General features: G+C 67.5%; 20 protein-coding genes. 11 read left to right on the top strand and 9 right to left on the bottom strand.

Going from position 1 to position 20,179, the window contains the following annotated elements:
- The coding region (locus V7Q39_RS10270; protein ID WP_333816487.1) for a chorismate synthase at positions 1 to 272 on the top strand (272 nt) is incomplete at its 5' end.
- A 269-nt stretch (positions 273 to 541) separates the two neighbouring features.
- On the opposite strand, the gene V7Q39_RS10275 is transcribed toward V7Q39_RS10270, so the two are convergent.
- The 4 genes from V7Q39_RS10275 to V7Q39_RS10290 all read right to left on the bottom strand — a co-directional run bounded on the left by V7Q39_RS10275 (position 542) and on the right by V7Q39_RS10290 (position 4,408).
- Entirely contained in the window at positions 542 to 1,741 is a 1,200-nt protein-coding gene (locus V7Q39_RS10275) for an MFS transporter (RefSeq protein ID WP_333816175.1), read from the bottom strand.
- 75 nt (positions 1,742 to 1,816) lie between these two features.
- The gene (locus V7Q39_RS10280; protein WP_333816174.1) at positions 1,817 to 2,158 is read right to left on the bottom strand and encodes a DUF2853 family protein; all 342 of its coding nucleotides are present in this window, start codon (positions 2,156 to 2,158) and stop codon (positions 1,817 to 1,819) included.
- Positions 2,159 to 2,252: 94 nt separating this feature from the next.
- Positions 2,253 to 2,627 carry a GtrA family protein gene (locus tag V7Q39_RS10285; RefSeq protein ID WP_333816173.1) on the bottom strand — a complete coding sequence of 125 codons (375 nt, stop codon included), beginning with the start codon at positions 2,625 to 2,627 and terminating at the stop codon, positions 2,253 to 2,255.
- Positions 2,628 to 2,641: 14 nt separating this feature from the next.
- Positions 2,642 to 4,408: a hypothetical protein gene (locus V7Q39_RS10290; RefSeq protein ID WP_333816172.1), complete on the bottom strand. Its 1,767-nt coding sequence runs from the start codon at positions 4,406 to 4,408 to the stop codon at positions 2,642 to 2,644.
- 271 nt (positions 4,409 to 4,679) lie between these two features.
- Here V7Q39_RS10290 and V7Q39_RS10295 point away from each other — a divergent pair, with 271 nt between their 5' ends.
- Positions 4,680 to 5,864: a glycosyltransferase family 2 protein gene (locus V7Q39_RS10295; RefSeq protein WP_333816171.1), complete on the top strand. Its 1,185-nt coding sequence runs from the start codon at positions 4,680 to 4,682 to the stop codon at positions 5,862 to 5,864.
- Positions 5,865 to 5,885: 21 nt separating this feature from the next.
- Here V7Q39_RS10295 and ahcY read toward each other — a convergent pair whose 3' ends face one another.
- A complete protein-coding gene (ahcY, locus tag V7Q39_RS10300; protein ID WP_333816170.1) occupies positions 5,886 to 7,274 on the bottom strand; it encodes an adenosylhomocysteinase in 1,389 nt (462 codons plus the stop codon).
- 76 nt (positions 7,275 to 7,350) lie between these two features.
- Between ahcY and V7Q39_RS10305 the strand changes: the two genes are divergently transcribed.
- The gene (locus tag V7Q39_RS10305) at positions 7,351 to 7,944 is read left to right on the top strand and encodes an HD family hydrolase (protein WP_333816169.1); all 594 of its coding nucleotides are present in this window, start codon (positions 7,351 to 7,353) and stop codon (positions 7,942 to 7,944) included.
- Positions 7,945 to 7,963: 19 nt separating this feature from the next.
- Here V7Q39_RS10305 and V7Q39_RS10310 read toward each other — a convergent pair whose 3' ends face one another.
- A complete protein-coding gene (locus tag V7Q39_RS10310) occupies positions 7,964 to 8,122 on the bottom strand; it encodes a hypothetical protein (RefSeq protein ID WP_333816168.1) in 159 nt (52 codons plus the stop codon).
- A gap of 97 nt (positions 8,123 to 8,219) precedes the next feature.
- Here V7Q39_RS10310 and V7Q39_RS10315 point away from each other — a divergent pair, with 97 nt between their 5' ends.
- The gene (locus tag V7Q39_RS10315) at positions 8,220 to 9,095 is read left to right on the top strand and encodes a LysR family transcriptional regulator (protein WP_333816167.1); all 876 of its coding nucleotides are present in this window, start codon (positions 8,220 to 8,222) and stop codon (positions 9,093 to 9,095) included.
- 3 nt (positions 9,096 to 9,098) lie between these two features.
- Here V7Q39_RS10315 and V7Q39_RS10320 read toward each other — a convergent pair whose 3' ends face one another.
- From V7Q39_RS10320 to V7Q39_RS10330, 3 genes are all read right to left on the bottom strand, one after another.
- The gene (locus tag V7Q39_RS10320) at positions 9,099 to 9,413 is read right to left on the bottom strand and encodes an H-NS histone family protein (RefSeq protein WP_333816179.1); all 315 of its coding nucleotides are present in this window, start codon (positions 9,411 to 9,413) and stop codon (positions 9,099 to 9,101) included.
- Positions 9,414 to 9,483: 70 nt separating this feature from the next.
- Positions 9,484 to 10,035: an ActR/PrrA/RegA family redox response regulator transcription factor gene (locus V7Q39_RS10325; RefSeq protein ID WP_333816166.1), complete on the bottom strand. Its 552-nt coding sequence runs from the start codon at positions 10,033 to 10,035 to the stop codon at positions 9,484 to 9,486.
- Positions 10,036 to 10,062: 27 nt separating this feature from the next.
- Complete coding sequence (locus V7Q39_RS10330) at positions 10,063 to 10,689, bottom strand: SCO family protein (RefSeq protein ID WP_333816165.1); 627 nt, start codon at positions 10,687 to 10,689, stop codon at positions 10,063 to 10,065.
- 91 nt (positions 10,690 to 10,780) lie between these two features.
- Between V7Q39_RS10330 and regB the strand changes: the two genes are divergently transcribed.
- From regB to V7Q39_RS10365, 7 genes are all read left to right on the top strand, one after another.
- Positions 10,781 to 12,172 (top strand): sensor histidine kinase RegB, encoded by a 1,392-nt coding sequence (gene regB / locus V7Q39_RS10335; protein WP_333816164.1) that lies wholly within the window; start codon positions 10,781 to 10,783, stop codon positions 12,170 to 12,172.
- A 70-nt stretch (positions 12,173 to 12,242) separates the two neighbouring features.
- Complete coding sequence (locus V7Q39_RS10340) at positions 12,243 to 13,811, top strand: PAS-domain containing protein (protein WP_333816163.1); 1,569 nt, start codon at positions 12,243 to 12,245, stop codon at positions 13,809 to 13,811.
- 37 nt (positions 13,812 to 13,848) lie between these two features.
- Positions 13,849 to 14,313, top strand: a complete 465-nt coding sequence (gene tsaE, locus V7Q39_RS10345; RefSeq protein WP_333816162.1) for a tRNA (adenosine(37)-N6)-threonylcarbamoyltransferase complex ATPase subunit type 1 TsaE — start codon at positions 13,849 to 13,851, stop codon at positions 14,311 to 14,313.
- Positions 14,306 to 15,322: an aminoglycoside phosphotransferase family protein gene (locus tag V7Q39_RS10350; RefSeq protein WP_333816161.1), complete on the top strand. Its 1,017-nt coding sequence runs from the start codon at positions 14,306 to 14,308 to the stop codon at positions 15,320 to 15,322. The genes tsaE and V7Q39_RS10350 overlap by 8 nt, the downstream gene beginning before the upstream one ends.
- Positions 15,298 to 16,002, top strand: a complete 705-nt coding sequence (locus V7Q39_RS10355) for a nucleotidyltransferase family protein (protein ID WP_333816160.1) — start codon at positions 15,298 to 15,300, stop codon at positions 16,000 to 16,002. Before V7Q39_RS10350 ends, V7Q39_RS10355 begins: the two co-directional genes overlap by 25 nt.
- Positions 15,995 to 18,904, top strand: a complete 2,910-nt coding sequence (gene addB, locus V7Q39_RS10360) for a double-strand break repair protein AddB (RefSeq protein WP_333816159.1) — start codon at positions 15,995 to 15,997, stop codon at positions 18,902 to 18,904. The genes V7Q39_RS10355 and addB overlap by 8 nt, the downstream gene beginning before the upstream one ends.
- The coding region (locus V7Q39_RS10365) for a UvrD-helicase domain-containing protein (RefSeq protein WP_333816488.1) at positions 18,901 to 20,179 on the top strand (1,279 nt) is incomplete at its 3' end. The genes addB and V7Q39_RS10365, both read left to right, overlap by 4 nt.

Below are 20,179 nucleotides of genomic sequence, written 5' to 3' on the forward strand. Positions count from 1 at the left end.
CGAACCACGCGGGCGGCATCCTTGGCGGGATTTCCACCGGGCAGCCGGTGGTCTGCCGCTTCGCGGTGAAGCCCACGTCGTCGATCCTGACGCCGCGCCGGACGGTGACGCAGGACGGCCGGGAAACCGACCTGATCACCAAGGGCCGCCACGACCCCTGTGTCGGCATCCGCGCGGTGCCGGTGGGCGAGGCGATGATGGCCTGCGTGCTGCTGGACCACCTGCTGCTGGACCGGGGCCAGACCGGCGCGGTGCGGGGGCGGATCGGCTGAGCTTCCCGGGGACCGGGATTTGCGGATCGGGATGATGCGGCACGTCTTCGCGATGTCCGGGATCGCGACGGGCCGCCTGTCCACGCGCAGCAGAAATGGAATGGAGGGCCCCGCACCCCTACGGGACCCTCCATCCACCCCACGCGCACACCCCAAGCACCGCGTAGTCTGTATAAAAGGTCCCGGGCGTCCTGCCCTGACTTCTCCCTGATAGCCGAATCCGCCGCGCCGCTCAAACGCGAAGCGCGCGGCATTTAGGGCAAATCCGATCAGTCGCGCGGGTTGGGCAGGAGGAAAGCCACCAGACCCAGAAGCGGCAGGAAGGCGCAGATGCGGTAGACGGTGACGATGCCCCAATGGTCGGCCAGCACCCCCAGGCCCGCGGCCCCCAGCGCCGCGATGCCGAAGGCGAGCCCGAAGAGAAGCCCGGCAACCATCCCCGTGCTTTGCGGCATCAGGTCCTGGGCATAAACCACCATCGCCGGGAAGGCCGAGGCCAGGATCAGCCCGGCCAGCGAGACCGCGATGACCGATGGCACTAGCGGCAGCCAGGGGACCAGAATGGTCAGCGGCAGGATGCCCAGGATTGACCACAGGATCACCCGCCGCCGCCCGATCCGGTCGCCGATGGGACCACCGATGATGGTGCCGACCGCGACCGCGGCGAGGAAGATGAAAAGGCAAAGCTGGGACTGCCCGACGCTCAGGCCGTACTGCTCGATCAGGTAGAAGGTGTAGTAGCTGGAGAGCGAGACCGAATAGACGAACTTGGAAAGCATCAGCAGGATCAGGAGGATCATCCCGAAGCGCACGGTGGCGGTGGGCAGGGGCACGGCGGCGCGGGCACGGCTTTTCCGGGCGTGGGCACGGGCGGCGCCGACTGCCACATACCAGCGCCCGACGCCCCAGAGGAGCGCCATCCCGGCAAGGGCGACGGCCGCGAACCATTCGATCGAAAGCTGCCCGCGCTGCATCACCACGAAGGCCGCCGCCAGGGGGCCAAGGGCCGATCCGGCATTGCCGCCGACCTGGAACAGCGATTGCGCGAAGCCCGGGCGCATCCCGGCCGCCAGGCGGGCGATGCGCGAGGCCTCGGGGTGGAAGATCGACGAGCCGAGGCCGATCAGCGCGACCGACAGCAGCACGACGCCGAAGCTTTGTGCATGGGCCAGAGCCACGAGGCCGACCCCGGTCGAGGCCATTCCGGCGGACATGGCATAGGGCAGCGGCCTGCGGTCGGTGTAGAGCCCGACCAGCGGCTGCAGCACCGAGGCGGTGCCCTGGAAAACGAAGGTGATCAGCCCGATCTGGGAAAAGCTGAGCGCCAGATTGCTCTTGAGCAGCGGATAGGCCGCCGGAATCAAGGATTGCATCAGGTCATTCAGGAAATGACCAAGCGCGACGGCAAGGATGACCTGCACGACAGTGCTGTCACCGGCGGTCTGGGAAGGCTGGGGAGTGGCGGACATCGGGTCTTTCCGGCTGCGGGCGGGCCAACATGGCGCGCTCCTCGGGGAAAGACAATGTCCGCCGGTCCGCCTTTGTCAGGCGTAGACCTTTTCCTTGCCGAAATGCTTGACCAGCAGATAGTAGAACACCGCCCGGAACTTGTTGCGCTCGGACTTGCCGTAGGTGTCGACGGCGGCGTTGATGCCTTCCATCAGGGCCGGACCATCCTTCAGGCCCAGTTTCTTGATCAGGAAGTTCGACCTGATGCGCTCCAGCTCTTCCTTGTCCGAAGCGGCAACGGTCTGCGCGTCATTGTCATAGATCGACGGCCCGCAGCCGATCGTCACTTTCGTCAGAAGCGCCATGTCTGGCGTCACGTTGCACTTGTTCTTCAGGTCATCGGCATATTTGGCGATGAGTTCGTCCCTCTTGCCCATCCTTTGTCTCCCTTGACTGGAACGGTGATCGTTAACGGCTGCGACCGTAGTCTGCCGGGCCAAGTTCGGGAAGGGGAAATTCTTGGCCTTGCCGTCAGTCTGCCGATGGATCGGGGAAGACGATCCGGTGATTGATCAGATAGCTGGCGATCGCAGCCAGCCCCGAGGCGAGGAGATGAACGAAAAGATCGTGCCGGAAGCTGCCGTTCGCCAGAAGGAAACTGACCGACGCGGCGATCCCGACCCCCAGCCCCTGTGTCGCGGCATAAAGCCACAGCCCGTGCCGGTGGGGCGTGCGGTGGGTGAAGGTGATACGGCGCTGGAGCCAGAAGGCCACGGGAATGCACAGGACCCAAAGCGCCCCCGCAGAAACCGCCCTGGGCAGGGGGAGGTGCGAGGTCGCAGTGGCCGCCAGTATGGCGTAAAGCAGGGAGATACCACCGCCCACGGCCAGGAAGCGCAGGAACATGGAGTGCCGGATCGTCACGGGGAAGTCTCTGCAAGTCTGGCCTTGTCGACTCTCAGAAGCCGCAGTTCGGTGCGATCCAGCGTCACATCCGTCAGCCAGTCCGGCATCTCGCCAGCGATAAGGGAGGCGGTCCAGGGATTGCCACGCTCGATCCGGCTGTCAGCGCAGAGGACGACATAGTCCGCGCCTGACTTGGCGATTGCTGCGCGAAGCGCGTCCTCGGTCAGGAAAGCCCCGGTCCCGTTCCAGAAGGCGTCGAAGCTGCGATGATAGCCCGCCGATGTCACGGAATGCTGGGTATAGGTTATAATGGCCGGCCCCAGGTTCATCGTCGAGAACATCAGCGCCGGAGGCAGGCGGGCGATCTCGGCCATGGCCGTCGGGGTGCGGCAACTCCCGCCACGCAGACCTGGCTGCTGCGACGCCTCGGGGCCAGAGTCGGTCCTGGACGCCGAAGACAGCCAGGTCACAGCGTTTTCCACGACGGTCGGAAGGGCCAGAAGCAGAGCCACCGCCGCAGGGGCACGGACCCGGCTTTCGCGGGGGATCAGGGTGAAGCCGTAGACCAGGAAACCCGCAAGGAAGGGGATCGCCGGGGTCATCAGGTTGACGGCCCGGATCTGCAGCAGGGAAAAGCCCAGCCCGATACCGGTCACGACGAAGGCCTGCATCAGCGCGGTGGCTTGCAGCGGGCCGATCCGTCCCCGCAGGCGCCAGAGGGTGATCGCGGCGAGACCGGCGATGACGAGCGGCGGCAGGAGGATGCGACCCAGAAGCGCGGGGTCGCTCGCCAGCAGGGTCGGAACGGACAGGGCCTCGATGATGTTGGTCTCGATGATGTTGCGCATTTCCGGGTCGACGCCGGAATAGGGGCCCGCAAGGCACTGGCCCGGAAGCGGGAAGGCGAGCCAGAGGCCCACCCCGGTCACGGCCACGAGGGTCGCGATCCGCGACGCCGGGCCGGTCAGGACGCGCCCGGCCAGAACCGGGGTCAGGGTCGCGACGACACCGACGAGACCCAGCGCCATGACCGGGGTTGCCAGCACGTCGCACCAGGGTGTTGCCCAGCCCGACATCGGTGTCTGGCCAGCCAGGAACAGCGGCGCGGACAGCGTGATCGCCGCGCCGAAGCCGAGAAGCCAGGGGCCGGTGTTGGCCTGCCCGAAGGCATGGCGCAGCGCCATGAGGCCCCAGATCGTGGCGTAGTAGGGTAGAAGCTCCAGCCCGATCGCCAGAGAGAAGGCGGTGACGACCCCGCCCAGGGCCCCCAGGACCCAGGCGCGACCCGGCACCAGAGCCAGATAGAACAGCGCTGTGCCGCAAAGGACCTGCAGATTGTGGTGGTCGATCCGCGGCGGAACGAATTCGCCGCCCAGCTTGCTCCAACTGAGGAAGACGGCGACCGCCCCGATGGCCGAGGCGGTTCCCAGAAGCCGCGCCGTACCATGTGCCAGGACAAGCACCATCAGGCAGGCCAGGAAGCTGGGCCAGAGGATCACGGCGGCAAGTTCGGCGGCTGAGGTCGATAGGAAATGTCGGGCGACAAGGATGATGGCGGCGAGACCGGCGTCGATGTAGCGCGACCAGTGCATCGGAATGCCTTCGGGCGGCAGGACGCGGTATTGCCGGGTGTCCCACCAGGATTGGCCGGACAGAAGGTCGCGCATCTCCATCAGGCGCATCTGGTCGTCCGGATCGGCCATGAGAAGCAGATCAGAAATCTGCGGCATGGATTTGAGCGCGGTGAGGAACACCAGCGCGATTCCCGCAAGGCAGATCAACCAGAGAAGCGACCTGGGTGATTCGGTAATGGTTCTAAAGGTGATAGGCACGTCGTTCTGTTTCCGGCGTTTTCGTTGTTAGCCAAGCCTGCTGCAAATCACTGTGATTTTGGAAACAGTCATGACTATGGCGAAAAGTATCCGCTTCTGTGGTGCGGAGCCCCGCCATGTCAGGATTCATCCCATTCCCCGCCCCAATTTAGGCGCTTTTGCCAGCGCATCATTGCACGACGCCGCAGGTCTGCCTGACCGACCGCCAGGGAATCAGCCGATGATCGAACTCACCATCCTCATGCCCTGCCTGAACGAGGCAGAGACACTCGAGACCTGCGTCCGCAAGGCGCGCGGGTATCTTGAAGCGTCAGGCATCAAGGGCGAGGTCATGGTGGCCGACAACGGCTCGACCGACGGCAGCCAAGCCATTGCGGAAGGCCTGGGCGCCGTGGTGGTGCCGGTGGCGCAACGCGGCTATGGCGCGGCGCTGATCGCGGGAATCTCGGCGGCGCGGGGCCGCTTCGTGATCATGGGCGACAGTGACGACAGCTATGATTTCGCGCGGCTGGACGGGTTCGTCGAACGGCTGCGCGCCGGGGCCGACCTGGTGATGGGCAACCGCTTCAAAGGCGGGATCGCCAAGGGGGCCATGCCGCCGCTGCATCGCTATCTGGGCAACCCGGTGCTGTCGACCGTCGGGCGGGTTCTGTATCGTACGCCGGTGGGCGATTTTCACTGCGGGCTGCGCGGCTTTTCGCGGGCGGCGATCCTGAAGCTGGGGCTGACCAGCCCCGGAATGGAATTCGCGTCGGAAATGGTGATGAAGGCCTCGCTGGCCGGGTTGAACATCGCCGAGGTGCCGACGACGCTCTCGCCCGACGGACGGTCGCGTCCGCCGCACCTGCGGTCGTGGCGGGATGGCTGGCGGCACCTGAAGCTTTTGCTGACATTCGCGCCGTTCTCGATCTTCCTTTATCCGGGCCTTGCGCTTCTGGCATTGGGTGGCGCGCTGTTCCTGCCGCTGCTCTTCGCGCCCGTGACTTTGGGCGGCGTAACGCTGGATACCGGCACGCTGATCTTCGCCGCGACCTTCATCATGACCGGGTTCCAGCTGGTCTGGTTCCATGCGCTGGCCCGGCTTTTCGCGGTGCGGATGAACCTGCTGCCCACCTCGCCCCGGTTCGAACGCCTGCGGTCCCGGCTATCGGTGGATACCGCCTGCCAGGTCGGCGCGGTGTTCCTGCTGATGGCTTTCCTGGCGACCGTTGCCTCGGTCGGCTTCTGGGCCTCGCGCGGGTTCGGGCCGCTGGAGGCGGGAACGATCACCCGCACCGCCTCGCTGGTCGCCGTGCTGGCGGCGCTGGGGATGCAGTCGGTGACGAACGGATTCCTCTGGGGGCTGTTGAGCCAGAAGGCGCCGGTCGAGGTTCCGACGCCCGAAGGCGAACCGGCCCGGGTCTGATCCCCAGGCCGGTTTCCGCAGTCAATAGCGGTAGTGGTCCGACTTGAACGGCCCTTCCGGTTTCACCCCGATATAGGCGGCCTGGTCGGGCTTCAGCTCGGTCAGCTTGACGCCGATCTTCTTCAGGTGCAGGCGGGCAACCTTTTCATCCAGCGCCTTCGGCAGGATGTAGACGCCCGGCGCATAGTCCTCGCCCTTGGTCCAAAGCTCGATCTGCGCCAGCACCTGGTTGGTGAAGCTGGCGGACATGACAAAGCTGGGGTGGCCGGTGGCATTGCCGAGGTTCAGGAGACGGCCTTCGGACAAGAGGATGATGCGGGCGCCCGAGGGCATCTCGATCATGTCGACCTGGTCCTTGATGTTGGTCCATTTGTGGTTGCGCAGCGCGGCGACCTGAATTTCGTTGTCGAAGTGGCCGATGTTGCCGACGATGGCCATGTCCTTCATCGCGCGCAAATGCTCGATGCGGATCACGTCCTTGTTGCCGGTGGTGGTGATGAAGATGTCGGCGCTGGCGACCTCGTCTTCCAGCAGCGTCACCTCATAGCCGTCCATCGCAGCTTGCAGGGCGCAGATCGGGTCCACTTCCGTGACCTTCACCCGTGCGCCAGCACCGCGCAGCGAAGCGGCCGAGCCTTTGCCCACATCGCCATAGCCGCAGACCACGGCGACCTTGCCGGCCATCATCGTGTCGGTGGCACGACGGATGCCGTCGACCAGCGATTCCTTGCAGCCGTATTTGTTGTCGAACTTCGACTTCGTGACGCTGTCGTTGACGTTGATCGCCGGGAAGGGAAGCTGACCCCGCTTGTGCAGATCATACAGACGGTGGACGCCGGTGGTCGTCTCTTCCGACACGCCCTTGATCGCGGCCTTGGTCTTGGCGAACCAGCCGGGGGAGGCTTTGATCCGCTTCTGGATCTGCAGCTTGATGACCTCTTCCTCCTCGGACTGCGGCACGGCCAGCACATCCTCGCCCGCCTCCATCCGTGCGCCCAGAAGGACGTACAGCGTCGCGTCGCCGCCATCGTCGAGGATCATGTTCGCGCCCTCGGGGAACATGAAGGACCGGTCAAGGTAGTCCCAATGTTCGGTCAGGGTCTGGCCCTTCACGGCGAAGACCGGAATGCCCGCAGCGGCAATCGCGGCGGCGGCATGGTCCTGGGTCGAGAAGATGTTGCAGGAGGCCCAGCGCACATCCGCCCCCAGGGCCACCAGCGTCTCGATCAGCGCGGCTGTCTGGATCGTCATGTGCAGGCTGCCGACGATCCGCGCGCCTTTCAGCGGCTGCGAGGCGCCGAATTCCTCGCGGCAGGCCATCAGGCCCGGCATCTCGGTCTCGGCGATGGTCAGTTCCTTGCGGCCGAACTCGGCCAGGGCGATGTCCTTGACGATGTAATCCGCAGCCATGCGGCGCACTCCTTGATCCTTAGTTGCGCGGGCAGATAGCATTGATCCCGACCGCAGACAACAAAGGCCGCTCCGCATGAAACAACCCCGCGCCTGGCAACGGATGCTCTCGGGCCGCAGGCTGGACCTTCTCGATCCGACGCCGGTGGATATCGAGATCGAGGACATCGCGCATGGCCTGGCCTTTGTCGCGCGGTGGAATGGGCAGACGCGGGGGGACTGGCCCTATTCGGTGGCCGAGCATTCTTTGCTGGTGGAGGAGATCTTCACGCGCATGAGCCCCGGTATCGCGGCAAAGTGGCGGCTGGCGGCGGTGCTGCACGATGCACCGGAATATGTGATCGGCGACATGATCAGCCCGGTGAAAGCGGCGGTGGGGCCGGGATACGGAGAGCTGGACCAGCGGTTGACGGCGGCGGTGCATCTGCGCTTCGGCCTGCCTGCGGTGTTGCCGGTGGCGATCAAGAAGGCGATCAAGGCGGCGGACAAGGTTTCGGCCTGGCTGGAAGCGGTGCGGATCGCGGGGTTTCGCGAGGCGGAGGCCGACAAGCTGTTCGGACGACCCGTGCCGGAGCTGGTGCACAGGCTGGAGATACGGCTTCGTCCGCCCGCAGAGGTGCGGGCGGACTATGTGGCTTCTGTGGCGCGGCTGCTTGCAGCCTGCGACTGACAGGGACAGGCGCCGGGCATCAGCGGCCGATGACCCGCAGGCGATCCGCCGTGTTCAGCCCTTCGATTTCCATGAACTCCCGCGGGCTGCGGCGTTGCTCACGGCGCGGCAAATGCTGTTCCGGGACATGGCCCAGGCGCGTTGCGATCATCAGGGCCTCGGCGAAGATATTCAACATGATCTTTCTCCTTTTCGTCTTTCGATGATCTCTTTTGCCATGAAAACAGTCGTGATACGATTCAATAGCTTTGAGTGACTGTTAGGTGATCTAACATATGGCGACCGACTGGCGCAGCATCCCCTCGCTGACCGCGCTGCGCGCCTTTGCGGCGACGGCGGAGCTGCGCAGCTTTTCTCAGGCGGCGCGGATGCTGAACGTGACCCATGCCGCCGTGGCCCAGCAGGTCCGCGCGCTGGAGGATCAGCTGGGCCGGTCGCTGGTGCAGCGTGAGGGGCGTGGGGTCAGCCTGACCACGGATGGCGAGCAGCTGGCCGAGGCGCTGGGGGAAGGCTTCGGCGCGATCCAGCGCGGGCTGGAGGCGCTGCGGGCAGGCGAGACGGATCGCCCGGTGCGTGTGACGCTGACTGCCAGTTTCGCGGCGCAATGGCTGATGCCGCGGCTAAAGGACTTCTGGGAACAGCAGCCCGACATCGGCCTGTCGCTGCATCCCGACAACCGGGTGGCGGACCTGCACCGCGAGCGGATGGATCTGGGCATCCGCTATGGCAATGGCGACTGGCCGGGGCTGGAGACGCAATACCTCGCCTCGGCCCGGCTGGTGATCGCCGGGGCGCCGTCATTGATCGGCGAGCGCAGCGAATTGACGACGGCCGAGATGGCGGAGATGGACTGGATCCTGTCAACCGGCTGGCCGGAGCAGGATACCCTGCTGCGGCAGCTGGGGCTGGACCCCGAGGCCTTGAGCCGGACCGACATCAACAGCGAGGAGCTGGCCATCGCGGCCGCGCGGCAGGGGCTTGGGCTGGTGGTGGAAACGGCGGCGCTGATCGAATCCGATGTGGCGGACGGGCGACTGCGCATCGTGCATGAAGGCCGCGAAAAACTTCCGGCCTATTTCATCGTAACCCTGCCCGGGCCAAAGCGCGCTGCGGCCCGGGCATTCCTGAAATGGCTCAAATCGCAGAGCTGAGGCTCAGATCGCCATATCGTCCGGCTTCTTGCCCTTGGCCAGCGCTTCAGAGAACCAGCGCGGCTTACGGCCACGGCCCGACCAGGTGTCGGCGGCATTCGCCGGGTTCGCGTATTTCGCCGTCGACGGCGAGCGTTTGCGTCCGGTCGTGACCCCAGTCAACTCGGACAGCGAAAAGCCCAATGTCTTCGCCTTTTCTTCCAGTTCCGCCAGCGCTTCGCGTTTGCGGCGGTCTTCATAACCCGAAATCGCCTTGGCAACCTGCGATTGCAGATCCTTCAGCTCTTTCAGGGAAAGCGTATTCAAGTCGAGTTTCAATGTCTGATCCCCCTCGGATAAAGACGCCTCCGGAATAGGGCCAATATCGCACCAGCGCAAGAATTGTTGACTAGCGGGGGCTTCTTTTCGCAAGAATACGCTGCAACGTGCGGCGATGCATGGAAAGACGGCGCGCCGTTTCCGAAACATTGCGGTCGCACATTTCATAGACGCGCTGGATATGTTCCCAGCGGACGCGGTCTGCCGACATCGGATTCTCCGACGGCTCCGGCAGATTGCCACCCTTGGCCAACAGCGCATTGGTGACGTCATTGGCGTCGGCCGGTTTGGACAAATAGTCGACCGCGCCGATCTTCACCGCCGCCACCGCCGTGGCAATCGCGCCATAACCGGTCAGCACCACGATCCGGCAGGACGGACGCTTTTCGCGCAGCGTCTCGATCACCTCGAGCCCGTTGCCATCCTCCAGCCTGAGGTCCACCACCGCATAGGCCGGGGGGCGCGCAATGGCCTTGGCACGGCCTTCCGCCACGCTTTGTGCGGTTTCGGTCAGGAAGCCGCGCTTCTCCATCGCCTTCGCCAGCCGTTTCACGAATGGCTCGTCGTCGTCGACAAGCAGAAGCGTCGGGTCCGGGCCCAGATCGGCGAGGTCTTCGGTCATGCGTCTTTCCTGGTCTTCAGCAGCAGGTCACGAGGCAGCTTTGCCTGCCTTCACGAAACAAGCAACGCTTTCCGCCATCTGATCGGAGGTAATCTCGCGCCGGAAGAAATCGACGAAGCCTTCGCCCGGCAGCATCAGATAGGTGAAGGTGGAATGGTCCATCAGGTAATAGTCATCGCCGGTGTCGCGTTTCTTGTAGAAGGTCTTGTAGGCCTTCGACGCCGCCTGCACCTGATCCGCGCTGCCGGTCAACGCCACGAGCTTGGGGTGCATGTTGTAGGCGTAATCCGCCAGCGCCTCGGGCGTGTCGCGGTCCGGGTCGATGGTGATGAAGACCGGGGTCACGTCCAATCCCTTGGCCTCCAGCTTGTCCACCGCCTCGACATTGCGCGCCATGTCCAGCGGGCAGACGTCGGGGCAGAAGGTGTAGCCGAAATAGACCAGCGCGGGTTTGGTGATGACGTCCTTGTCCGTCACCGTCTGTCCCGCCGTGTTCACCAGCGTGAACGGCCCGCCGATATCGCCGCCCGCAATCTGGCCCTGGCGACATTGGGCAAAAGCGTCGTCACCCCGGTTCGCCACGACATACCAGGCCGAGGCCCCGAGGAAAGCCGCAACGGCCGCTGCCGCCACACCTGCATAAAGCTTCGTCATGTTCACCCCATGGTCCGACGGGTCGCATTGATCTCAGATGCGCCGACCCATAACAATGGTCAACCCGATTGGGAGGACATCTGGTCACAGCATGGTCACCGCGCCACCCACCGTTCAGGCCCGCGATGCAGGGGTCAACATGGTCCGCCTGCGCACGCTCATCCTGTTGCGCTGGATGGCGATCGCCGGGCAGGTGGCGGCGATCCTGGTGGCCAGCCAGGCCTACGGGCTGCAACTGCCGCTGGGTCTCTGCGCGCTGGCGGTCGGGCTCTCGGTGCTGGCGAACCTGCTTCTCGTCGTGCTTCTGCCGGAAAACCGGAGGCTGAACGAGGCCGAGGCCTTCCTGACCCTCCTCTTCGATCTGTCGCAGCTGGCGTTCCTTCTGTTCCTGACCGGCGGGCTGACCAACCCGTTCGCGATCCTGGTGCTCGCGCCCGTCACCATCTCGGCCAGCGTGCTAAGCCTGCGCTCGACGCTGTTCTTGGGGGCGCTGGCGATCCTTGTCGTCAGCGTCGCCATGGTCTGGCACCTGCCGCTCCGCTTTCCCGACGGCACGGCGCTGGTGATCCCGCGGCTCTTCGCCTTCGGCTTCTGGTTGTCGATCATCATCGGCATCCTGTTCCTCGGGCTTTACTCGCGCCGGGTCGCGACCGAGATGCGGTCGATGTCCGAGGCGCTGCTGGCGACCCAGATGGCGCTGGCGCGCGAACAGAAGCTGACCGACCTGGCCGGCGTGGTCGCCGCCGCCGCGCACGAGCTGGGGACGCCCCTTGCCACCATCAAGCTGGTCAGCGCCGAGTTGATCGAGGAGCTGGACAGCCAGCCCGAGTTGCAGGAGGATGCCCGCCTGATCCGTGCGCAGGCCGACCGCTGCCGCGACATCCTGCGCGACATGGGGCGGGCCGGGAAGGACGACCTGCATCTGCGGCAGGCGCCCCTGTCGGCGGTGTTGCGCGAGGCCGCCGAGCCGCATCTGGCGCGGGGCAAGCAGGTGGAATTCGCCTTCGCGCCGATCCAGGACGGCGCCGAGGCGCAACCCACGATCCTGCGGCGGCCCGAGGTCATCCACGGACTTCGCAACCTGGTGCAGAACGCGGTGGATTTCGCCCGCTCGACCGTCTGGGTCGAGGGCGAATGGACCTCGCATCGCATCATCATCCGCATCACCGACGATGGCGACGGCTTTCCGCCGAACGTGATCGGCCGGATCGGCGACCCCTTCGTCCGCGCCCGCCGTCCCGAGCCCGAGGCCGAGAAGCGCCCGGGATACGAAGGCATGGGGCTTGGGCTCTTCATCGCCAAGACATTGCTGGAGCGCTCGGGCGCAGAGCTGTCCTTCGCCAATGCGACAGACCCGTTCCTGTCCCCCGAGGACAGGCCGGAGCGTTCGGGCGCGGTGGTCGAGGCGATCTGGAACGCCTCGGACCTGGCCCCGCCCCCAAGCACGGGCGGCCTCGGCCAGAACACCCGCATCGACCTTTGAGCAGCAGTTAACCGGCGATTAACCGTTTGCCGCCTAGCCTTGGCCCAGGTGTCGAGGATCGGGGGCCGGGATGGCGATTGAAATGTGGATGGCGGTGGGAACGGTCGGAACCGCGCTTCTGGTGGCAATGTCCGCGTTGTTCTTCATCGCTGCCTGGCAATCGCGGCGCGACGCTGCCGTGCCCAGCATTTTCGATCACAGCCCCGCGCGGGTGTCGTTCCTCCTCGACGGCGACCGTCTGGTCGATGCGACACCCGCCGCGCGCGCGCTTCTGCCGGACGGCGAAGACAGCTCGGCCCGCGCCCGGCTCGTCACCCGGTTCGGACCGGATTTTCCCAATCTTTCCGAACATCTGGCCGCCCTGCCCCGGCTGGGCCAGGTACAGATCGCCGCGCAGTCCGGTTCCGGCCCGGCGCTGGTCCTGAAGGCCGAACACCTGTCAGGCCTGACCCGGATCACCGTCGAGGGCGGCCAGGGACCCGCGGCCAGTCCGGCCGATGCGGCGACGGCTGCGGCGCTCCAGCAAGAGGTGATGGCGCAGCGGGCGATCCTCTCGCGCGCGCCAGTGCTGATGTGGCGCGAATCCGCGGCTGGCGGGGTGATCTGGGCGAATCACGCCTATCTCATCCGCGCGGTCGAGCTTCTGCCCGAAGGCGAAGACCTGTCCTGGCCCCTACCGAAGCTCTTCGACCAGCCCACAGCGCCGAAGACCCATCTGCTCCGTCTGAAGCTGCAGATGCCAAGCGGGGCGGAATGGTTCGACCTCGTCCGGATGCCGCAGGGCGAGGAGATGCTGTGCTATGCGCTGGCGGCGGACAAGGCGGTGCAGGCCGAGGCCGCGCTGCGCGAGTTCATGCAGACCCTGACCAAGACTTTCGCCGACCTGCCCATCGGCCTAGCGATCTTCGACCGCTCGCGCTGCCTTCAGATGTTCAACCCCGCGCTGGCCGACCTGACCACGCTCGCGCCGGAAATGCTGATCGCGCGCCCGACGCTGAACGCTTTCCTCGACGCGATGCGGGCGCGGGCGATGATCCCCGAACCGCGCGACTATCGCAGCTGGCGCAAGCAGCTGGCCCGGCTGGAGGAAGAGGCCGCGATGGGCCTCTTCGAGGAGACCTGGAGCCTGCCGGGCGGCCAGACCTACCGGGTGATCGGTCGCCCCCATCCGAACGGCGCGCTGGCCTTCATGTTCGAGGATATCTCGAACGAGATGTCGCGCACCCGCCGCTACCGGGCCGACCTGGAGCTTGGCCAGTCGGTGATCGACGCGGTGGAGGACGCGGTCGCCGTCTTCTCGCAGGGCGGGCAGCTGGTGATGTCGAACCACGCCTATGCCCAGCTCTGGCAGCACGACCCGCAGGTCCTGTTGTCCGAGGCGAGCATCGGCACGCTCTGCGCTTGGTGGCGCGAGCATGCGGCGCCTTCGCTTCTCTGGGACGACGCGACCGACTTTGTCACCAGCGCGGGCGATCGCGCGCCCTGGGAGGGGGAGGTGCGGCTTCTGGACGGGCGGCTGGTCTCGTGCCGGTTCCGCCCGCTGACCGGCGGGGCGACGCTGATCACCTTCCGGCTGCAGGGCGTGCTGGCGTTCCACACCGTCCGGGACCCTGCGCCGATGGGGCTCCTCTCGGCCTGAGGCTTGCGGCGGCCCGCCCCGCCGCTACAGTCGCGGCATGACGCGCGCCGCCCTGCTTTCCCTTGACCTGCCCGATGCCGATGCGACCGAGGCTCTGGGCCGCAGACTGGCCACGCTGGCCCGGCCCGGCGATGTGATCCTGCTGGAAGGTCCGATCGGGGCCGGGAAAAGCTGCCTCGCCCGCGCCTTCATCCGCGCCCGCCTGGGCCGTGCGGAAGAGGTGCCCTCGCCCAGCTTCACCCTTGTCCAGGTCTATGAGGCGGACGGGGTGGAGATCTGGCACGCCGATCTTTACCGGCTGACCCACCCCGACGAGGTCTGGGAACTGGGCCTCGACGACGCCTTCCAGAGTGCGATCTGCATGGTCGAATGGCCCGACCGGCTGGGCGCCCATGTCCCGCCCGACGCGCTGTGGATCAGGCTGGAGGCGGCAGGCGAGGGGCGCCGGGCGGTGATCGTCGGCGGGCGGGACGGGCTGGGGAAGGCGCTGGTCGATGGCTGAGCGGGCGGCTGCAATCAGCGATTTCCTGGCCCTTGCCGGTTGGGGCAGGGCCGAGCGCCACCATCTGGCGGGCGATGCCTCGGACCGGCGCTACGAACGGCTGCGGCTCGGCGCGGCGACCGCCGTCCTGATGGACAACCCGCCGGGCGGGGCCGACGATCCGGCGGCCTTCGCCAGCATGGCCCGGCACCTGCGCGCCCTCGGCCTCTCTGCCCCGGCGATCCTCGCCGAGGACCTGCCGCGCGGCCTTCTGCTGCTGGAAGACCTGGGCGACGACCTCTATGCCCGGCTCCTGACTGCCGATCCCTGCCGGGAGGCCGAGCTTTATGCCCCGGCGGTCGACGTGCTCCTCCATCTGCACTCCGCCCCACCCCCGCCCGGCCTGCCGAACCTTTCCGCCGCGGATTGGGCGACGGCGGCGGGCTTCGCACTGGACTGGTACGCTTTTGCGGCCACCGGGACGAAACCGGACGCGGCGGACTTCCACGCCGCCCTCTCCGCCGCGCTGTGCACCCATGCCGATGGCCCCCGCGTGTTGATCCTGCGCGACTATCATGCCGAGAACCTGCTCTGGCTGCCGGGTCGCGGGGGGCTCGCCCGTGTCGGGCTCCTCGATTTCCAACTCGGCCAGCTGGGTCAGCCGGGCTATGACCTCGTCTCGCTGCTCCAGGACGCCCGCCGCGATGTCCGGCCCGGGACCGAATCCGCGATGGTTGCCCGTTTCGCCGCTGCCACCGGGGCCGATCCGGCTGCCTTCGCCGCCCATTACGCGACGCTCGGCGCACAGCGGGCCCTGCGCATTCTCGGTATCTTCGCCCGGCTCTGCCTCGTCGCGGGGAAACCCCACTACCTGCGCCTGATCCCCCGCGTCTGGGGCCAGTTGCAGCAGAACCTCGCCCATCCGGCGCTCGCCGACCTCCGCGCGATCTGCGACCGGCTGCTGCCCGCGCCCACCCCCGACCTCCTGCACAAGATCGAACGGCAATGTCCGACTTCCCCTTCCCGCTGATGATCTTCGCCGCCGGGTTCGGCACCCGCATGGGCGCCCTGACCGCCGACCGGCCCAAGCCGCTGATCCCGGTCGCTGGCCGGGCGCTGATCGACCATGCGCTGGAGGTCGGCCACCAGGCGGGCGCGACCCGGACGGTGGTGAACACGCATTACCGCGCCGACCAGATGGCAATCCATCTTGCCGGGCGCGGCGTTGCGATCAGTCACGAATGTGAGCAAATACTCGAAACCGGCGGAGGCCTGAAAGCCGCGCTGCCGCTTCTGGGCGATGGGCCGGTGGCGCTGCTGAACAGCGACGGCATCTGGACCGGGCAAAACCCCTTGCGCGAGCTTGCCGCCGCCTGGGACGGCAGCCGGATGGAGGCGCTGCTCCTGCTCCTGCCCCTGGCCGATACGCTGGCGCATGGCCCGAAGGGTGATTTCCGCCTGGCCCCCGACGGGCGGATTTCGCGCGGCGCGGGCGGCGAGGACCATGTCTACATCGGCGCGCAGATCCTGCATCCGGCCCGGATCGCGACGACTTCCGATGCGGTCTTCTCCCTCAACCGACCCTGGAGCGAGATGATCGCCGCAGGCACCGCTTACGGGATCGTCCACCACGGCGGCTGGTGCGACGTGGGCCACCCCGAGGGGATTGCGGCGGCCGAGGCGCTCCTCCACTCTGCCCGGCATGACTGAACCGAACCTCTTCGCCCTGCCCCTCGGCGTCGACTTTCCCGCGGAACTGGTGGAAGGCCTGCTGGCCCGCATGGCCGGCCAGCCGCCGGAAGCGCTGGCGCGGGTGACAGTGATCGTCAACACCCAGCGGATGCGCCGCCGGGTGGCGGAAGGCCTGCAAGCGAAGGGGGCGCTGCTCCTGCCCCGGCTGATGCTGATCACCGAAGCCGCCACACTGGCCGGGATCGCCCTGCCCCGCCCGATCTCGTCCCTGCGCCGCAGGCTGGAGCTGTCGGTGCTGCTGGACGGGCTGCTTGCCACCGGCTCCACGCAATTCCCCCGCACGGCGCTGTATGATCTGGCCGACAGCCTGGCTGCGCTGATGGAGGAGATGCAGGGCGAAGGCGTCGATCCCGGCCGCATCGCGCGGCTGGACGTGGCCAACCATTCGGCGCATTGGGCGCGCACACAGGCCTTCCTCGGGATCGTGACCGAGGCGCTGCGCGGCGAGGCCCCGGATGCCGAGGCCGTGCTGCGTCGGGCGGTGACGCGGCTGGCGGAGGAGTGGTCCACCAGCCCCCCCGCGGACCCGGTGATCCTGGCGGGCTCCACGGCCTCGCGCGGGACGACGGCGCTTCTGGTGCAGGCCATTGCCCGGCTGCCGAACGGCGCGGTGGTCCTGCCGGGCTATGACTTCGACACGCCCGATCCGGTCTGGGCCAGCATGGACGACGCGCTGACCGCCGAGGACCATCCGCAATTCCGCTTCCGCCGGGTGATGGACCTGCTGGAGTGCGGGCCGGGGGCGATCCGGCGATGGACCGAGGCGCAGCCTCCCGCGCCCGACCGCAACCGGCTGATCTCGCTCTCGCTCCGCCCCGCGCCGATCACCGACCAGTGGCTGACCGAGGGGCCGGGCCTGCCCGACCTGCGCCCCGCCACCGAAGCGCTGATCCTGATCGAAGCGCCCAGCGAACGCGCCGAGGCCATCGCCATCGCCCTGATCCTGCGCGAGGCCGCCGAGACCGGCACCCGCGCCGCGCTGGTCTCGCCCGACCGCAACCTCACCCGCCGCGTGACCGCCGCACTGGACCGCTGGGGCATCCGCCCCGACGATTCCGCCGGGCGTCCGCTGGCCTTGTCGGCCCCCGGTCGCCTGATGCGGCAGGTCGCGGCACTGTTTGGCCAGAAGCTGACCGGCGATGCGCTGCTGGCGCTGCTCAAGCACCCGCTCGCCTTTTCCGGCCCCGGCCGCGGCCCGCATCTGATCCTGACCCGCGAGTTCGAGCTGCATCTGCGCCGCCACGGCCCCGCCTTCCCCACGGCGGAAAGCGTGCAGAGCTGGGCCGATACCCAGACCCACGAGCGCGCCGCCGACTGGGCGCGGATCGTGGCGGCCACGCTTTGCGGGCACGAGGCCATTCCACGGCTGCCCCTGGAAGACTTTGTCGCGATGCATCTGGTCCTGAGCGAGGCGCTGGCGCGGGGCTTTGCCGAAACCGGCGCGGGGGCGCTGTGGGAAAAGGCGGCCGGGGAAGAGGCCGCGAAGGCTGTGGCAGAGTTGCAGGCCGAAGCCGGGGCGGGGGGCGAGATGACGCCTGCCGATTATGCGGGCGTGTTCCTGGGCGTGCTCAACCGGCACGAGGTGCGCGAGACGGAAAGCGTGCACCCCGGCATCATGATCTGGGGCACGCTGGAGGCCCGGGTGCAAGGCGCCGATCTGGTGGTGCTCGGGGGCCTCAACGACGGCACCTGGCCCGCCCAGCCCTCACCCGACCCCTGGCTGAACCGGGCGATGCGGAAGGAGGCGGGGCTGCTTTTGCCGGAACGCCGGATCGGGCTTTCGGCGCATGACTACCAGCAGGCGGTGGCGGCAAGGCGCGTGGTGCTCAGCCGGGCGAAGCGGGGGCCGGAGGCGGAAACCGTGCCCTCGCGCTGGCTGAACCGGCTGGTGAACCTGATGTCGGGCTTGGCCGAGAGGAACGGACCCGATGCGCTGCGGGCGATGCGCGACCGGGGCGAAGGCTGGCTGCGCCAGGCCCAGGCCTTCGATGCGGCCCCCGCGGCGGCCCCGGCGCGGCGGCCCTCGCCCCGCCCGCCGGTCGCGGCCCGGCCGCGGAAGCTGTCCGTCACCGAAATCAGGACGCTGATCCGCGACCCCTATGCGATCTACGCGCGCCATGTGCTGAAGCTGAAGCCGCTCGACCCGCTGCGCCCCGTCGCCGACCCCCGGTTGCGCGGCACGGTGCTGCACGAAATCCTGGAGATCTACCTGCGCGAAGGTGGCGGCGGGCGCGAAAGGCTTCTGGCGATCACCGGGGAAGTGCTGGCCGAAAGGGTGGCCTGGCCTCTGGCCCGGACGATCTGGCAAGCCCGTATCGCCAAGGCGGCGGATGCCTTCCTGGACTTCTCGGCCTCGACCGGGGGCCAGCCGGTGCTGATCGAGGAAAAGGGCGCGGTGGCGCTGCCGGGCCTCGACTTCACGCTGACCGGCAAGCCCGACCGGATCGACCTGTTGCAGGACGGGCGGCTCTATCTGATCGACTACAAGACCGGCGCGCCACCCACCAAGGCGCAGCAGAAGCATTTCGACAAGCAGCTGTTCCTGACTGCCGCGATGGCCGAGGCGGGCGGGTTCCGGGGGCTGGACCCCGGAGAGGTGGCGCGGCTTTCCTATGTCGGGCTGAAGGCCCGGCTGGACATCGAGACGACAGACCTTGAGCCGGGCGAGGTGGCCGAGGTCTGGACCGAGTTCGGCAGGCTGATGGCCAGTTACGCGCGTCCCGGCCAGGGCTACACCGCCCGCCGCGCGCTGGAATCCGTCCGCGATGCCAGCGATTACGACCACCTGTCGCGCTTCGGCGAATGGGACATGACCGACGATCCCGTGCCCGAAGAGCTTGGCTCGGAGGATGGGGCATGACCGATGCCCTCACCCCCCAGATCACTGCCGCCGATCCCGCGCGGAACACCTGGCTTTCGGCCAATGCCGGCTCGGGCAAGACCCGCGTGCTGACCGACCGCGTGGCGCGCCTCCTGCTCGGCGGGGTGGAGCCGCAGCACATCCTTTGCCTCACCTACACCAAGGCCGCCGCGTCCGAGATGCAGAACCGTCTGTTCCAGCGGCTGGGCGCCTGGGCGATGATGCCCGAGGCCGATCTGCGCACGACGCTCGCCACGCTGGGCGAGGGCGCGCTGTCGCCCCAACGCCTGTCCCGCGCGCGCCAGCTTTTCGCCCGCGCCATCGAGACACCGGGCGGGCTTCGCATCCAGACGATCCACAGCTTCTGCGCCAGCCTCCTCCGCCGCTTCCCGCTGGAGGCCGGTGTCCCCCCCGGCTTCACCGAGATGGACGACCGCGCCGCCCGCCAGATGCGCGCCGAGATCGTCGAGGAAATCGCCGATGGACCGCAGGCCGCCGTCGTCCGCCGCCTGGCCGAGGTCCAGAACGGCGAGGATTTCGCCACGCTGGTCGACCAGATCGCCAGCAATCGCGGAGCCTTCGTCCGGCCGCTTGCCGCCGCCGAAATCTGGCCGCTCTTCGGCCTGGCGCCCGGTTTCACGCTGGGCGACATCCTCGCCGACGTCTTCTTCGGCGACGAGGCGGTCTGGATGTCCGGCGTCCTCGGCATCCTGGCCAACGGCTCGAAGACCGATGCCAAGGCCGCCCAGACGCTCGCGGCGCTGGACCTGCGCGCGCCGACCTCGGCCACGCTCATGGCGCTGGAGGATTGCCTGCTGAACAAGGGCGGCAGCAAGGATCCGTCGCAGCACTATGCCGCGAAGATCGGCAGCTTTCCGACCAAGCCGGTCCAGCCGCTTCTGGGCGATCTGATCGACCCGCTGAACAACCTCATGGCGCGGGTCGAAGCCGCCCGCGCGAAGCGCTGCGCCCTCGCCGCGGCTGAAAAGACCCTTGCGCTCCACGATTTCGCCGCCGTCTTCCTGCCCGCCTACGCCGCCCGCAAGGCCGCGCGCGGTTTCCTTGATTTCGACGACCTGATCGCCCGCGCCAAGGCCCTGCTGACAGATCCTTCGCTGGCCGCCTGGGTGCTGTATCGTCTGGACGGCGGGATCGACCACATCCTTGTCGACGAGGCTCAGGACACCAGTCCCGAACAATGGCAACTGATCGAAGCCCTCTCCGCAGAGCTGCTCGCGGGCGAGGGCGCGACCAACCGGCAGCGGACGCTTTTCG

Origin of the sequence: Tabrizicola sp. (assembly GCF_036781545.1) — a bacterium.
Taxonomy (GTDB): Bacteria; Pseudomonadota; Alphaproteobacteria; order Rhodobacterales; family Rhodobacteraceae; genus Tabrizicola.

What these genes read in the sequence shown, in the direction of transcription:
- V7Q39_RS10275 (WP_333816175.1), bottom strand. Translation starts at nt 1,741, where the DNA reads ATGTCCGCCACTCCCCAGCCTTCCCAGACCGCCGGTGACAGCACTGTC.
- V7Q39_RS10280 (WP_333816174.1), bottom strand. Translation starts at nt 2,158, where the DNA reads ATGGGCAAGAGGGACGAACTCATCGCCAAATATGCCGATGACCTGAAG.
- V7Q39_RS10285 (WP_333816173.1), bottom strand. Translation starts at nt 2,627, where the DNA reads ATGTTCCTGCGCTTCCTGGCCGTGGGCGGTGGTATCTCCCTGCTTTAC.
- V7Q39_RS10295 (WP_333816171.1), top strand. Translation starts at nt 4,680, where the DNA reads ATGATCGAACTCACCATCCTCATGCCCTGCCTGAACGAGGCAGAGACA.
- ahcY (WP_333816170.1), bottom strand. Translation starts at nt 7,274, where the DNA reads ATGGCTGCGGATTACATCGTCAAGGACATCGCCCTGGCCGAGTTCGGC.
- V7Q39_RS10305 (WP_333816169.1), top strand. Translation starts at nt 7,351, where the DNA reads ATGAAACAACCCCGCGCCTGGCAACGGATGCTCTCGGGCCGCAGGCTG.
- V7Q39_RS10310 (WP_333816168.1), bottom strand. Translation starts at nt 8,122, where the DNA reads ATGTTGAATATCTTCGCCGAGGCCCTGATGATCGCAACGCGCCTGGGC.
- V7Q39_RS10315 (WP_333816167.1), top strand. Translation starts at nt 8,220, where the DNA reads ATGGCGACCGACTGGCGCAGCATCCCCTCGCTGACCGCGCTGCGCGCC.
- V7Q39_RS10325 (WP_333816166.1), bottom strand. Translation starts at nt 10,035, where the DNA reads ATGACCGAAGACCTCGCCGATCTGGGCCCGGACCCGACGCTTCTGCTT.
- V7Q39_RS10330 (WP_333816165.1), bottom strand. Translation starts at nt 10,689, where the DNA reads ATGACGAAGCTTTATGCAGGTGTGGCGGCAGCGGCCGTTGCGGCTTTC.
- regB (WP_333816164.1), top strand. Translation starts at nt 10,781, where the DNA reads ATGGTCACCGCGCCACCCACCGTTCAGGCCCGCGATGCAGGGGTCAAC.
- V7Q39_RS10340 (WP_333816163.1), top strand. Translation starts at nt 12,243, where the DNA reads ATGGCGATTGAAATGTGGATGGCGGTGGGAACGGTCGGAACCGCGCTT.
- tsaE (WP_333816162.1), top strand. Translation starts at nt 13,849, where the DNA reads ATGACGCGCGCCGCCCTGCTTTCCCTTGACCTGCCCGATGCCGATGCG.
- V7Q39_RS10350 (WP_333816161.1), top strand. Translation starts at nt 14,306, where the DNA reads ATGGCTGAGCGGGCGGCTGCAATCAGCGATTTCCTGGCCCTTGCCGGT.
- V7Q39_RS10355 (WP_333816160.1), top strand. Translation starts at nt 15,298, where the DNA reads ATGTCCGACTTCCCCTTCCCGCTGATGATCTTCGCCGCCGGGTTCGGC.
- addB (WP_333816159.1), top strand. Translation starts at nt 15,995, where the DNA reads ATGACTGAACCGAACCTCTTCGCCCTGCCCCTCGGCGTCGACTTTCCC.